Origin of the sequence: Streptomyces nidicola (assembly GCF_050106155.1) — a bacterium.
Taxonomy (GTDB): domain Bacteria; phylum Actinomycetota; class Actinomycetes; order Streptomycetales; family Streptomycetaceae; genus Streptomyces.
Map to the genome: position 1 here is coordinate 5,967,472 of NZ_JBNBPI010000001.1, position 13,275 is coordinate 5,980,746.

Below are 13,275 nucleotides of genomic sequence, written 5' to 3' on the forward strand. Positions count from 1 at the left end.
GCGTCTGTACGGGCAGGATGGGCGGGTCGATCCGGGCGTCACCGCTTCAGGAGGCCTCATGGACAGCACAGGCTCATCCCGCACCACCGGCTCAGTGATCGTGGTCGGCGCGGGCCCGACCGGACTGCTGCTCGCGGGGGACCTCGCCGCCGCGGGCGTTCCCGTCACCCTCGTCGAGCGGCGCCCCCACGAGATCAGCAACCTCTCCCGCGCCTTCGCCGTGCACGCCCGCACGCTGGAACAGCTCGACGCGCGGGGCCTCGCCGACGAGCTGGAGACGAAGGGCCAACAGCTCCAGCGGCTGCGCCTGTTCGGCAGCCTCTACCTCGAACTGGCCGAACTGCCCTCGCGCTTCAACCACCTCCTCGTCGTCCCGCAGTACGAGGTCGAGCGGCTCCTGGAGCGGCGGGCCGTCGACGCCGGGGTCACCTTCGCGTACGACACCGAGGTGACGGGCCTGGCGCAGGACGCGGACGGCGTCACGCTCCACGTACGTACGCAGGGGGAGTCGAAGGACCTGCGTGCGGCGTACGTCGTCGGCACCGACGGAATGCGCAGCACCGTGCGCACGGCGGTGGGCCTGCCGTTCCCGGGCAAGTCCGTCATCCGCTCGGTCGTCCTCGCCGACGTACGGCTCGGCGAGCAGCCCGACAACGTCCTCACCGTGAACACGGTCGGCGACGCCTTCGCCTTCATCGCCCCGTTCGGCGACGGCTACTACCGGGTGATCGCCTGGAACCGGGCGCACGACGTGTCGGACGACGCCCCGCTCGACCTCGACGAGATCAAGGAGACCGCCAGGCTCGCCCTCGGCCGGGACTACGGCATGCACGACGCCCGCTGGATGTCCCGCTTCCACAGCGACGAACGCCAGGCGCCGAAGTACCGCGTGGGCCGGGTGCTGCTGGCCGGGGACGCCGCCCATGTGCACACCCCGGCGGGCGGCCAGGGCATGAACACGGGCCTCCAGGACGCGGCGAACCTCGGCTGGAAACTGGCGGCGGTGGTGGGCGGCCGGGCGACCGAAGAGCTCCTGGACACCTACGAGTCGGAGCGCCACCCCGTCGGCAAGGCGGTGCTGCGCAGCAGCGGCGGACTGGTCCGGCTCGCGATGGCCAAGCGCCCCTGGACGCTCGCGGCCCGCTCGGTCCTCGCCAACGCCGTGACCCGCGCCCGCCCCGCCCGCACCCGCGCGGTCGGCCAGATCACTGGCATCGGCTTCCGCTACCCGGCCCCCAGGGGCTCCCACCCGCTCGTCGGCAGGCGCGTCCCCGACGTCGCGCTCCAGGGCGGGGCCCGGCTCTACGAGGCCCTGCGCGCGGGCGAGTTCGTCCTGATCCTGCCGCAGGGGTCGCCGGACAAGATGGACGGCCTGCGGGTCGCCCACTGGGCGAGCGAGCGGCGCACCGCGCTCCTCGTGCGGCCCGACGGATACGTGGCGTGGGCCGCGGACGAGGGCGCGGAAGGTGGAGTTAAGTCCACCGACGTCCCCGAGGCGTTCGCCGGATACTCATTGCGGTAACGGCAATCAGCCGAAGACGCGGTCGAGTTGGGGGAGCCGGGACATGAAACGGGTCGAGGCGGTCAGGCGGAGCAACCGGCTGTGGTGGCTGTCCATGGTGGCGATGCACTGGTCGACGATGGTGCACATCGCGGTGTGGACACCGATTCCGGGCATGCTGCCCTGGGCCGCGGCGGGCATGCGCCGCCTCGTGGACCGCGAGCGGGCCCTGGCGGCCGCGTGGTCGGGCATCGCCGTCGAGGCGACACCCGCGCCGACCGCCGGCGGGGAGAAGGAGCGCTTCTCGCCGCTCGCCCGCTACCGCTGGGTGTTCGGGGACGCCCAGCGGTTCCGCGAGTGGCGCTGGACCACGATGTACTCCTTCGTCGGCGGCCTCATCGCCTGCCTGCCGGGCGCGCTCGTCCTGTACGGACTGTGGGGCCTCTTCCTCGCCGTCTTCGGCTCGTACCTGGCGCGGGACGCCGGCTGGGACGGCCTCTGGTACCTGTTCGTCCACGTCGAGGACGTCCCGACGGGCCTGATGGCGGGCCTGCTCGGCCTCGGCGTCGGCAAGGTCGGCCTGTGGCTCGCGCCCGGCACCGTCGACTGCCACGCCCGCTTCGTCCGCTCGACGCTCTCCCCGAGCGAGCAGGAGCTGATGGCGGCCCGCATCGCCCACCTGTCCGCGACCCGCACCGACGCCGTGGACACCTCCGCCGCCGAACTGCGCCGTATCGAGCGGGACCTGCACGACGGGGCGCAGGCCCGCCTCGTCGCGATGGGCATGACCCTGGACGCCGCCGAGCACCGCCTGAACGACGACCCGGAAGCGGTCAGGGCGCTCCTCGCGGAGGCCCGCGCCTCCTCGTCCGCGGCGCTCCAGGAACTGCGCGACCTGGTCCGCGGCATCCATCCGCCGGTCCTCGCCGACCGTGGACTCGCCGACGCCGTACGGTCGTTGGCGCTCCTCAGCCCGCTGGCGGCGGAGGTCACGGTCGACCTGCCCGCCCGCCCGGAGGCCCCGGTCGAATCGGCGGTCTACTTCGCGGTCGCCGAGACCGTGACGAACGCGGCCAAGCACGCGGAGGCCGAACGCCTGTGGATCGACATCACCTACGACGCCGGGACCGGGGCCCTGCGCGTCGGCGTCGTCGACGACGGCCGCGGCGGCGCGGACCCGGCCAGGGGCGGCGGCCTCGCCGGCATCGAGCGGCGGCTCGCCACCTTCGACGGCGTCCTCGCCGTCAACAGTCCGGCCGGGGGCCCGACCCAGATCTCGATGGAGGTGCCGTGCGCGTTGTCGTCGCCGAAGACCACTTCCTGCTGAGGGACGGTCTCGTGCGGCTCCTCGGCGCGTACGGACACGAGGTCGTCGCCGCCGTGGACAACGGACCTGAGCTGCGCAAGGCCCTCGTCGCCGAGCGTCCCGACGTCGCGATCGTCGACGTACGGCTGCCGCCCGACTTCAGCGACGAGGGCCTGCGCGCGGCCCTCGAAGCGCGCGAACAGGTGCCGGGCCTCCCGGTGTTGCTGCTCTCGCAGTACGTGGAGCCGCTGTACGCGCGGGAGTTGCTGGCGGATGGCGCGGGCGCGGTCGGATACGTGCTGAAGGACCGGGTCACGAACGGCTCCGAGTTCCTGCGCACCATCGAGCAGGTGGCGGGCGGCGGCACGGCGATGGACCCCGAGGTGGTGTCGAAGCTGCTCGCCCGCAAGGTACGCGACCGGCGGCTCGGCTCCCTGACCGGCCGCGAGCGCGAGGTGCTGGCGCTGCTCGCGCAGGGCAGGTCGAACGCGGGGGTGGCCGAGTCCCTGGTCGTCACGGAGAAGGCCGTCACCAAGCACATCGGCAACATCTTCACGAAGCTCGGCCTGTATCCGGGTGAGAGCGACAATCGGCGGGTGCTGGCGGTGTTGGCGTACCTGGAGGGATAGCGGGCGTCGGGTGCGATTGTTCAGTGATTCTGAACGTAAGTGGCAGAAAGTTTCGATGGACGTGATGGGTGGGGCGCTGCGACGGTAATGGGGCAACGGAACCCTTTCGCGAGAGGCCCCACCCTGATGGCAGTCCTGGACCGTACCCGCACCCGTACCTCGGTGGAGCCGAAAGCGGCCGGCGGGCTCGGCGCCGGCCTCGCGCTCGCCGCGCTCGCGACGGTCGTCTGGTCCGGCAGCTTCGTCACCGCGCGCGGACTGCACGACAGCGTGCCGCCGATCCAGCACGCGTTCTGGCGCTGGATGGTGGCGATCGTGGCGGTGGCGCCGTTCGGGGCGCGGGCCGCGTGGCGTCAACGGGCCGTGCTGCGGCGGCACTTGGGGTTCGTGGCGCTGTCCTCGCTGCTCGGCATCGCGGTCTACAACACCCTCGTCAACCAGGCCGGCCTGACGACCTCCGCAGGCAACATGGGCATGATCATGGCCGCGTCGCCGGTGCTCATGGCGGTGTACGAGCGGCTCGGCGGGGCGCGGTTGGGGCCGCGCCGGGTGGCCGGAACGCTGATCGCCTGCGCGGGCGTCGTCCTCCTCGTCAGCAAGGGCTCCCTCACGCCCGACTTCGCGCCCGGCGACCTGTGGGTGGTCGCGGCGGCCGTGTGCTTCGGCTCGTACAGCGCGCTGCTGCGCCGCAAGCCGAGCGAACTCGGCGGTGTGGCCTTCCTGTTCGCGACCTTCGTGCTCGGCGCGCTGATGCTGCTGCCCGTGTACGCGGCGAGCGTGGCGGTGCAGGGCGGCTTCGAGGTGCGGGCGGGCACGGCGCTGCCGCTGCTGTACGTGGGCGTGGTGTCGTCGGCGGTCGCCTTCTTCGCGTGGAACAAGGCGATCGCGATGGTGGGGGCGGCGCGGGCGGGCGTCGTGTACTACCTCCAGCCGGTGTGCGTGGCCGCGCTGTCGTACGTCGTCCTCGGGGAGTCGATGGGGTGGGCGCAGGTGGGGTGCATGGTGCTGATCCTGGGCGGGGTGGTGCTGGCGTCGGTCGCCTCGCCGCGATTTGCCGAACCGGCAACAAGGCGGGGGTCCTGGCGGTCGTAGCGGCAGGATCGGAGGGTGACGTGGAGTTCCCCGGAGCTGGAGGAAACGATGCCCGACCTGCCTGTTCTGCCTGACCTGCCCGAGCCGATCCACCGCCTCGTGCCCTCGCCGGCGGGGCGCACGCATCTCGTGGAGCAGGGGGCGGGGCCGATCGTCCTGCTCCTGCACGGGTTTCCCGAGTCCTGGTACTCGTGGCGGCGGCAGCTTCCGGCGCTCGCCGCCGCCGGATATCGGGCGGTCGCGATCGACGTACGGGGGTACGGGCGGTCGTCGCGGCCCGACGACATCGCCGCGTACCGGATGCTGGAGCTCGTCGAGGACAACGTCGCCGTGGTCCGTGCCCTCGGCGAGGAGTCGGCGGTCGTGATCGGTCACGACTGGGGTGCGAACATCGCGGCCACCTCCGCGCTGGTCCGTCCGGACGTCTTCCGGGCGGTGGGGCTGCTGAGCGTGCCGTACGCGCCGCGGGGTGGGCCGCGGCCGAGCGAGGTGTTCGCCCGGATGGGCGGCGGCGAGGAGGAGTTCTACGTCTCGTACTTCCAGGAGCCGGGGCGTGCGGAGGGTGAGATCGAGCCGGACGTACGGGGGTGGCTGGGCGGGATCTACGCGGCGCTCTCCGCGGACACGATGCCGGGGGCGGATGCGCCCGACCCGCACTTCGTCACGCGGGATGGGCTGATGCGGGACCGGTTCCCCGGGGGGCGGCCGGGGTGGCTCAGTGACGAGGAACTCGACGTGTACGCGGGGGAGTTCGAGCGTACGGGGATGGGGGGTGCGCTTGCCCGTTACCGGAACATGGACCGGGACTGGGAGGACCTGGAGGCGTACGACGGTGCGGCGATCGTGCAGCCGTCCTTGTTCATTGGCGGGGGCCGGGACGCCTCGACGACGTGGCTCGCCGAGGCGATCGCCGCGTACCCGAAGACGTTGCCGGGCCTCGTCGGGTCCCACGTGTTGCCCGGGGCGGGCCACTGGCTCCAGCAGGAGCGTCCCGCGGAGGTCAACGGGTTGCTGGTGGAGTGGTTGAAGGGGCTCGGGTAGCCACACCGTCCCCCGGCCACGGGGCTCCGCCCCGGACCCCGCGCCTCAAGCGCCGGCGGGGCTTGAAAGATCGGGGCTCCGCCCCGGACCCCGCTGCTCAAACGCCGCAGGGGCTGGATTTGCCCACCCGCAGGCAATGGCCCTGGGCTCCCGCCCATCTCCCACCCGCCCGCCCCCTCCGGGGGCGTCGGCCCGACGGGGTGCCGGCGCCGCCTTGGGCGATCCGGCGACGGCCACGGCTCCCCGCTCGTCGCGGTCGGCGTCGCCCCGCCTTGGCAACCTCCGCCAGCCGCGGCTCCCCACCCGTTACGGTCGACGCCGCACCGCCTTGGGTAACGCCAGCCCCGACTCCTCACCCGTTGCGGTCGGACCGCCACCGCCTTGGGCAATCTGCCGCCTTGGGCGGCAGGGTGGGCAAGGCGGCGCCCCGGTGCAGGCTGCATCTGACGAGGGCGTCGGCCACGGCGCCGTCCCGGGGCCCCGGTGCCGCGCGGCGAAGGAGTGCCGGCCGGCGGGCTACCGTCGGGGCGTGAGTGTGACGGAGTGGATGGAGCGGCACCAGGTGCCCGTGTACCTGGGGGCCATGGTGGCCGGAGGCCTCCTCGGACTGGCCGAGCCCGGCGTAGGGGCCGGCCTTGAGCGGGCCATCAACCCCGTCCTCGCCGCGCTCCTCTACGTGACCTTCCTCCAGGTCCCCGCCGCGGAACTGCTCCGGTCGCTGCGCGCCGGGCGATTCCTGGCCGCAGCCCTCACGGTCAACTTCCTCGTCGTGCCGCTCGTCGTCGCGGCCATGTTCACGTTCCTCCCCGACGACCAGGCGGTCCGCCTCGGCGTGCTCCTCGTGCTGCTCTGCCCCTGCGTCGACTACGTGATCGTCTTCAGCGGCCTCGCGGGCGGCGCGAGCCAGCGGCTGCTCGCGGCGACGCCGTTGCTGCTGCTCGCGCAGATGGTGCTGCTGCCGGGGTACTTGTACCTGTTCATGGGCGCGGGGCTGAGCGACCTCGTCGCGGCGGGGCCGTTCGTCGAGGCGTTCCTCACGCTCATCGTCGTGCCGCTCGCCCTCGCCTGGCTCACCCAGGGGTGGGCCGCCCGCCGCCCGGCGGGGCAGCGCTTCACCGACTCCGTGGGCATCACGATGGTGCCGCTCATGGCCGCCACCCTGCTGACGGTCGTCGCCTCCCAGGTCCCCAAGCTGGACGACAACCTCGGGGACGTGGCGCGCGTCGTCCCGTTCTACGTGCTGTTCCTGCTGGTGATGGCGTTCGCGGGCCGCGCCGTGGCCCGCCTCTACCGGCTCGACGTGCCCTCAGGACGCGCGGTCGTGTTCACCGGCGCCACCCGCAACTCCCTCGTCGTCCTGCCCCTCGCCCTGTCCCTGCCGGACCCACTGGCGGTCGCCGCGGTGGTCGTGGTCACCCAGACCCTGGTCGAGGTCGTCGGCATGGTGGTCTACGTGCGGGCCGTCCCGCGGCTGGTCTCCTGAGGCCTCAGTTCCATCAGCGGAAGCACGCGGCCCGGGATCGAGCCCGACGGGATCGCGCCCGCGTGCCGCGCGCCCATCGCCTCGTAGAACGGGACCGCGTTGGGGTCCGCCGCCCAGCTCACCCTGGCGAACCCCGCCTCGCGCGCCGTGTCCCGCACGTGCCCGAAGAGCAGCCGGCCCACCCCGAGGCCCATCGCGTCGGGGTCCACGAACATCAGACCCAGCTCGCCCACCGGCGGCGCCCCTTCGAGCGTCACCAGGCCGAGCAGCCGGCCGTCGTCCGCGTCCACGGCGACGGTCGTACGGCGGCGCGTGACCTCGGACGGGTGCAGCGTCAACTCGTCCACGCACGCCGCCATGAACGCCTCGTCGTACCCCCAGTGCGCCTTCGAGCGCAGCGCGAGCGCCGACAGCCGTTCCGCCTCGTCGGGGCGGGCCGGGCGGAGGCGTACGGAGGGTGGAGTGGGGGTCATGGGGTCAGCGTAGGGCGCGGCCGCGAGCGGATACGTTGTGGCGTATGAGCAGCGAGAAGCGAGTGCCGGGGCCCGACCGGTGGGACGTGAAGAAGCTGGTGATCCTGCGCACCCTGCGGGAGTGCGGCACCGTCACCGCCACCGCGCAGACGCTGCTCATGACGCCGTCCGCCGTCTCGCAGCAGCTCACCAACCTCGCCAAGCAACTCGGCGTGCCACTCCTCGAGGCGCAGGGACGGCGCGTGCGGCTGACCGACGCCGCGCAGCTCGTGCTGCGGCACGCGGAAGCCGTGTTCGCCCAACTGGAGCGCGCCGACGCCGAGTTGGCGCAGTGGGTGCACGGGGAGACCGGGACCGTACGGGTCGCCGCGTTCTCCACCGCCGTGCCCGCGCTCGTCGTGCCCGCCGTGCGGCAGCTGCGCTCCGCGCACCCCGGCATCACCGTCCGGGTGCGGGAGGCGGAGGCCGGGCAGGCGTACGAGCTGCTCGCCACCGGCGACGTGGACCTCGCCCTGTCGCTGGCCGCGCACGCGCCGACGCCCCGCGACCCCAAGTTCACGCGGGTGCCGCTGCTCGCCGACCCGCTGGACGTCGCGCTGCCGGTGGGCCATCCGCTGGCGGGCGAGCCGGGCCTGCGGCTCGCCGATCTCGCCGGTGAGCCGTGGATCTTCGGCGGGTCCGGGCCCTGGTCGGAGATCACGACGGCCGCGTGCGAGGCCGCCGGGTTCGTGCCGGAGCAGGCGCACAGCGCGGCCGGGTGGACCGCGATCCTCGCCATGGTCGAGGCCGGGATGGGGGTCGCGCTGGTGCCGCGGATGGCGGCGGCGCGCCGGGACGGCGTCGTGATGTGCCCGCTCGGCGCGGACCGTCCCGTACGGCATGTGGTGGCGGCCGTACGGAAGGGGTCGGAGGAGGGGACGGCGGTGCGCAGGGTCCTGGAAGCGCTGACCGTTCAGCAGAACTGAAAGGCCACCTCGAAAACTTTCGATGGACCTGTCGGCTCCTCGCGCGTGACAGTGGGCCCATGACCCAGACGACACCCGCTCAGAACCAGGACCAGGACCCGCACGCCAACGACGCCGCCCCCTACGGAGGCGGCGACCCGTACGCCGACTACCGCACCTTCGGTGACGCCGACGCCTTCAGCGAGCTCGTCGACCTCGCCGACCGGCGGCTCGGCGGCGGCGTCATCGCCGCGAACGACGAGTTCTTCGCGATGCGCGAGAACCTGCTGCTGCGCGAGCGTGCCGTCTTCGACCCGGAGCACTTCGGGCACAAGGGCAAGGTCATGGACGGCTGGGAGACCCGCAGGCGCAGGGGGACCGCGGACTCCCCGTTCCCGGCACCCGAGGACCACGACTGGGCCATCGTGCGGCTCGGCGCGCCCGGCGTGGTCCGCGGCGTGATCGTCGACACCGCCCACTTCCGCGGCAACTACCCGCAGAAGGTGAGCATCCAGGCCACGAACGTGCCCGGCGCCCCCGGCCCCGCGGAGCTGCTCGCCGACGACGTGAAGTGGGAGGAGATCGTCCCGAAGAGCCAGGTCAAGGGCCACGCGGCGAACGCCTTCACCGTCACCAGCGAGCGCCGCTACACGCACCTGCGCGTCTGCCAGCACCCCGACGGCGGCATCGCCCGCCTCCGGGTGCACGGCGAGGTCGTCCCCGACCCCGAGTGGCTCGACCTGCTTGGCACGTTCGACCTGGCCTCGGTGCTCAACGGCGGTTCCTACGAGGACGCGTCCGACAAGTTCTACTCGTCGCCGACGCAGATCATCCTGCCGGGCACCTCCCGCAAGATGGACGACGGCTGGGAGAACCGCCGCCGCCGCGTCCACGGCACCAACGACTGGGTCCGCTTCCGCCTCGCGGCGCAGGGCGCGATCCGCGCGGTGGAGATCGACACGGCGTACCTGAAGGGCAACTCGGCCGGCTGGATCGCGCTGAGCGGCCGTGACGGCGAGACCGGCGAGTGGTTCGAGATCATCCCCCGCACCAAGCTGGAGCCCGACACCCTGCACCGCTTCCCGCTCCCGAAGGAGGCCGTGGCCACCCACGTACGCCTCGACGCGTTCCCCGACGGAGGCGTGGCCCGGATGCGCGTGCACGGGTCGCTGACGGAGACGGGCCGCCAGGCGCTCCGCGACCGATTCACGCAGTAACGAACGACCCCCCGTACGTACGGGCGGCAACAGCCCCCGTACGTACGGGATTTCAACGCCCGAGGCGGCGCTCCCGGTCGAACCGGCGCAGCACACGCACGATGTGTGCCACGCCGACGAGGCCGCCGATCACCAGCGCGTGCGGAGTGACGGGCAGCGTCACCGCGATGGCTACCACCGTCACCGCGGCGGCGATCAGCACGCCGCTCACCAACGCGTAGACGATCTCCACCGTCATCGCGTCCTTCTCCACCCGCGATTCCCGCCCGGCCCCCATGCGCCCAGTCTCACACGAGTGAGGGCGCGGGGGGCCGGGCTCCGGCGTCATACGTCCGCGTCCTGCGCCTTCAGCGCACGCTCGACGCCCGCCCGCGACTCCGACACCAGGCGGCGCAGCGCCGCGCTCGGCTCGGCGGACGACAGCCACGCGTCCGTCGCGGCCAGCGTCTCCTGCGAGACCTGGATCGCCGGGTACAGACCGATGGCGATCTGCTGCGCCATCTCGTGGGAGCGGGAGTCCCAGACGGACTTCAGCGCCGCGAAGTACTTCTCCGTGTACGGCTCGAGCAGCTCGCGCTGGTCGGTCTGGACGAAGCCGCCGATCACCGCTTCCTGCACCGCGTTCGGCAGCTTGTCCGTCTCGACGACCGAGGCCCACGCCTCCGCCTTCGCCTCCGGGGTCGGCCGCGCCGCGCGGGCGCTGGCGGCGTGCCGCTCACCGGCGGCCGTCCTGTCCCGCTCGTACTCGGCGGCGATCTCCGCCTCGTCGTGGCGCCCGACCGCCGCGAGCCGCTGCACGAACGCCCACCGCAGCTCGGTGTCGACGGCGAGGCCCTCGATCGTCTGGGATCCCTCCAACAGCGCGTCCAGCAGGTCGAGTTGCTCCGGCGTACGGGCGCTCGCGGCGAACGCGCGGGCCCACGCCAGCTGGTGGTCGCTGCCCGCCTCGGCGGTCCGCAGGTGGGTGAGCGCCGCCTCGGTCCACCGGGTGAGGAGCGCGTCCCGGTGGGCGGGCGCCGCGTACAGGTCGACGGCGAGCTTCACCTGGCGGTGCAGCGACTGCACGACGCCGATGTCGGACTCCTTGCCGACCCCGCTGAGCACCAGGTCCAGGTATGCGCTCGTCGACAGCTCCGCGTCGCGCGTCATGTCCCAGGCGGAGGCCCAGCACAGCGCGCGCGGCAGCGAGGCCTCGAAGTCGCCGAGGTGCTGCGTGACGAACGCGAGGGACTCCTCGTCGAGGCGGACCTTCGCGTACGACAGGTCGTCGTCGTTGAGGAGGATCACCGCGGGGCGGCGCTTGCCGACCAGCTGCGGCACCTGCGTCGACTCCGTTGCCGTGACGTCGAGTTCGACGCGCTCGCCGCGCAGCAGCTTGCCGGACTCGTCGTCGAGGTCGTAGAAGCCGATCGCGATGCGGTGCGGCCGCAGCGTCGCCTCGCCCTTGGCGCCCTCGGGCAGCGCGGGCGCCTCCTGGCGGACGGTGAACGAGGTGATGACACCCTCGGCGTCGGTCTCGATCTCCGGGCGCAGGATGTTGATGCCGGCAGTCTCCAGCCACGCCTTCGACCAGGACTTCAGGTCACGCCCGCTGGTCTCCTCAAGCGCGCCGAGCAGATCGCTGAGCCGCGTGTTCCCGAACGCGTGGCGCTTGAAGTACGCCTGCACGCCCTGGAAGAACTCGTCCATGCCGACGTACGCGACGAGCTGCTTCAGAACTGAAGCTCCCTTCGCGTACGTGATGCCGTCGAAGTTGACGAGCACGTCGTCGAGGTCGCTGATGTCCGCCATGATCGGGTGCGTGGACGGCAGTTGGTCCTGCCGGTACGCCCACGTCTTCATCTGGTTGGCGAACGTCGTCCACGAGTGCGGCCACTTCGAACCCGGCGCGTACGCCTGGCAGGCGGCCTCGGCGAACGTCGCGAACGACTCGTTCAGCCACAGGTCGTTCCACCACTCCATGGTGACCAGGTCGCCGAACCACATGTGGGCCAGCTCGTGCAGGATCGTCGCGGCCCGCACCTCGTACGCGGCGTCGGTCACCTTCGACCGGAACACGTACTGGTCGCGGATGGTGACGGCGCCCGCGTTCTCCATGGCACCCGCGTTGAACTCCGGCACGAACAGCTGGTCGTACTTGGCGAACGGGTACGCGTAGTCGAACTTCTCCTGGAACCAGTCGAAGCCCTGCCGCGTCACCTCGAAGATCTCGTCCGAGTCGAGGTACTCGGCGAGCGAGGGCCGGCAGTAGATCCCCAGCGGCACGCTCTGCCCGGTCTCGGCGTTCTCGTACGAGGAGTGCACCGAGTGGTACGGACCGACGATCAGCGCCGTGATGTACGTCGAGATGCGCGGCGTCGGCTCGAAGGCCCAGACGTCGTCCTTGGGCTCCGGCGTCGGCGAGTTGGAGATCACGGTCCAGCCGCTCGGCGCCTTCACCGTGAACTGGAAGGTCCCCTTGAGGTCCGGCTGCTCGAACGACGCGAACACGCGCCGGGCGTCCGGAACCTCGAACTGCGTGTACAGATAGGCCTGTTGGTCGACGGGGTCGACGAACCGGTGCAGCCCCTCACCCGTGTTCGTGTACGCGCAGTCGGCGACGACCTTCAGCTCGTTCGGCCCCGACTCCAGGTGCTTCAGCGCGATCCGCGAGTCCCGGAACACGGCGGCCACATCCAACGACCGCCCGTTCAGCACCACCTCGTGCACGGCGTCGGCGACGAGGTCGATGAACGTCTCGGCACCCGCCTCCGCGCTGTCGAAGCGCACGGTGGTCACCGACCGGAACGTGCCGCCCTCTTGCGCGCCGGAGAGGTCGAGATCGATCTCGTACGAGTCAACGGTGAGCAGCTTCGCCCGCTGCTGCGCCTCTTCACGGGTCAGATTGGTGCCAGGCACGCGGTCATCTCCTATTAAGCGGTCTACGTTCTACGTTTGTGACGTTTCCGGTCATCCTTCCACGCGGGGTACGCGAAGGCGATGTCCGTTTCCCGCCGGTGAACACCCGCGCCGGGAGCGAGCCTGGAGCCATGACCAGGTACACCGCACTTCCCATCGACCCGACGGCGCTCAAGGAACTCCGCGCCACCGACGACGCGGGCCACGCCATGCGCCCGTTCACCGCGACCGACGAAGCCTCGGTCGGCTCGCCGCTGCGCTGCTGCCTGCGCCCCGTCGCCGAGGGCGAGCACATCGCCCTCGTGTCCTACGCGCCGCTGCGCCGCTGGGCCGCAGAGACGGGCGCGAGCCCCGGCGCGTACGACGAGCAGGGTCCGGTCTTCATCCACGCCGAGGACTGCGGCGGCCCGGCGGACGACCGGACCGGCCACCCCTTCGCCCGCCCCGGCGCGCTGCGCACCCTGCGCCGCTACGACGCCCGCGGCCACATCGTGGGCGGCCGCCTCCTGGAGATCCCGGCGGACGATCCGACGGCCGGCATCGACGCGGCCCTCGACGAGGCGTTCGGCCACCCGGAGGTGGTCCTCGTGCACGTCAGGGCGGTCGAGTACGGCTGCCTGCAGTTCGCGGTACGGAGGCCCTGACCCGGCACGCGCGAGGGGCGGCCACCGGAGAAGAACCGGCGACCGCC

At 72.2% G+C, this 13,275-nt stretch carries 12 protein-coding genes; 9 read left to right on the forward strand and 3 right to left on the reverse strand.

Features of this window, described 5'->3' with window-relative positions:
- Positions 1–58: 58 nt before the first annotated feature.
- The 6 genes from ACOKM3_RS26970 (at position 59) to ACOKM3_RS26995 (ending at position 7,052) form a co-directional block, all read left to right on the forward strand.
- Positions 59–1,522 carry an FAD-dependent monooxygenase gene (locus ACOKM3_RS26970; RefSeq protein ID WP_426903613.1) on the forward strand — a complete coding sequence of 488 codons (1,464 nt, stop codon included), beginning with the start codon at positions 59–61 and terminating at the stop codon, positions 1,520–1,522.
- Positions 1,523–1,565: 43 nt separating this feature from the next.
- Positions 1,566–2,828 carry a sensor histidine kinase gene (locus ACOKM3_RS26975; protein ID WP_426903614.1) on the forward strand — a complete coding sequence of 421 codons (1,263 nt, stop codon included), beginning with the start codon at positions 1,566–1,568 and terminating at the stop codon, positions 2,826–2,828.
- Positions 2,792–3,436: a response regulator gene (locus tag ACOKM3_RS26980; protein WP_426903615.1), complete on the forward strand. Its 645-nt coding sequence runs from the start codon at positions 2,792–2,794 to the stop codon at positions 3,434–3,436. The genes ACOKM3_RS26975 and ACOKM3_RS26980 overlap by 37 nt, the downstream gene beginning before the upstream one ends.
- A 126-nt stretch (positions 3,437–3,562) precedes the next feature.
- A complete protein-coding gene (locus tag ACOKM3_RS26985) occupies positions 3,563–4,528 on the forward strand; it encodes a DMT family transporter (RefSeq protein WP_426903616.1) in 966 nt (321 codons plus the stop codon).
- A 48-nt stretch (positions 4,529–4,576) separates the two neighbouring features.
- On the forward strand, positions 4,577–5,569 hold the full coding sequence (locus tag ACOKM3_RS26990; RefSeq protein WP_426906910.1) for an alpha/beta hydrolase: 993 nt from the start codon (positions 4,577–4,579) through the stop codon (positions 5,567–5,569).
- 547 nt (positions 5,570–6,116) lie between these two features.
- Entirely contained in the window at positions 6,117–7,052 is a 936-nt protein-coding gene (locus ACOKM3_RS26995; protein ID WP_426906911.1) for an arsenic resistance protein, read from the forward strand.
- Here ACOKM3_RS26995 and ACOKM3_RS27000 read toward each other — a convergent pair.
- Entirely contained in the window at positions 7,019–7,525 is a 507-nt protein-coding gene (locus ACOKM3_RS27000; protein WP_426903617.1) for a GNAT family N-acetyltransferase, read from the reverse strand. The two genes, ACOKM3_RS26995 and ACOKM3_RS27000, sit on opposite strands and share 34 nt — an antisense overlap.
- Before the next feature lie 44 nt (positions 7,526–7,569).
- On the opposite strand from ACOKM3_RS27000, the gene ACOKM3_RS27005 reads away from it, so the two are divergent.
- Positions 7,570–8,490, forward strand: coding sequence for a LysR family transcriptional regulator (locus ACOKM3_RS27005; RefSeq protein ID WP_327663339.1), 921 nt, complete (start codon positions 7,570–7,572; stop codon positions 8,488–8,490).
- Between the two features lie 59 nt (positions 8,491–8,549).
- Entirely contained in the window at positions 8,550–9,686 is a 1,137-nt protein-coding gene (gene alc / locus ACOKM3_RS27010) for an allantoicase (RefSeq protein WP_426903618.1), read from the forward strand.
- A gap of 52 nt (positions 9,687–9,738) precedes the next feature.
- Here the strand turns inward: alc and ACOKM3_RS27015 are convergent, their stop codons facing one another.
- Both ACOKM3_RS27015 and pepN read right to left on the reverse strand, forming a co-directional pair.
- Positions 9,739–9,963, reverse strand: a complete 225-nt coding sequence (locus tag ACOKM3_RS27015) for a DUF6332 family protein (RefSeq protein ID WP_426903619.1) — start codon at positions 9,961–9,963, stop codon at positions 9,739–9,741.
- A gap of 47 nt (positions 9,964–10,010) precedes the next feature.
- Positions 10,011–12,584, reverse strand: a complete 2,574-nt coding sequence (gene pepN, locus ACOKM3_RS27020) for an aminopeptidase N (RefSeq protein WP_426903620.1) — start codon at positions 12,582–12,584, stop codon at positions 10,011–10,013.
- 131 nt (positions 12,585–12,715) lie between these two features.
- Between pepN and ACOKM3_RS27025 the strand changes: the two genes are divergently transcribed.
- Complete coding sequence (locus ACOKM3_RS27025; RefSeq protein ID WP_426903621.1) at positions 12,716–13,228, forward strand: DUF1203 domain-containing protein; 513 nt, start codon at positions 12,716–12,718, stop codon at positions 13,226–13,228.
- Positions 13,229–13,275: the final 47 nt, after the last annotated feature.

Excerpts from the sequence above, each read along its gene's own strand:
- ACOKM3_RS27015 (WP_426903619.1), bottom strand. The coding sequence starts at position 9,963 with ATGGGGGCCGGGCGGGAATCGCGGGTGGAGAAGGACGCGATGACGGTG.
- ACOKM3_RS27025 (WP_426903621.1), top strand. The coding sequence starts at position 12,716 with ATGACCAGGTACACCGCACTTCCCATCGACCCGACGGCGCTCAAGGAA.
- ACOKM3_RS27000 (WP_426903617.1), bottom strand. The coding sequence starts at position 7,525 with ATGACCCCCACTCCACCCTCCGTACGCCTCCGCCCGGCCCGCCCCGAC.
- alc (WP_426903618.1), top strand. The coding sequence starts at position 8,550 with ATGACCCAGACGACACCCGCTCAGAACCAGGACCAGGACCCGCACGCC.
- ACOKM3_RS27005 (WP_327663339.1), top strand. The coding sequence starts at position 7,570 with ATGAGCAGCGAGAAGCGAGTGCCGGGGCCCGACCGGTGGGACGTGAAG.
- ACOKM3_RS26975 (WP_426903614.1), top strand. The coding sequence starts at position 1,566 with ATGAAACGGGTCGAGGCGGTCAGGCGGAGCAACCGGCTGTGGTGGCTG.
- ACOKM3_RS26970 (WP_426903613.1), top strand. The coding sequence starts at position 59 with ATGGACAGCACAGGCTCATCCCGCACCACCGGCTCAGTGATCGTGGTC.
- ACOKM3_RS26995 (WP_426906911.1), top strand. The coding sequence starts at position 6,117 with ATGGAGCGGCACCAGGTGCCCGTGTACCTGGGGGCCATGGTGGCCGGA.
- ACOKM3_RS26990 (WP_426906910.1), top strand. The coding sequence starts at position 4,577 with ATGCCCGACCTGCCTGTTCTGCCTGACCTGCCCGAGCCGATCCACCGC.
- ACOKM3_RS26985 (WP_426903616.1), top strand. The coding sequence starts at position 3,563 with ATGGCAGTCCTGGACCGTACCCGCACCCGTACCTCGGTGGAGCCGAAA.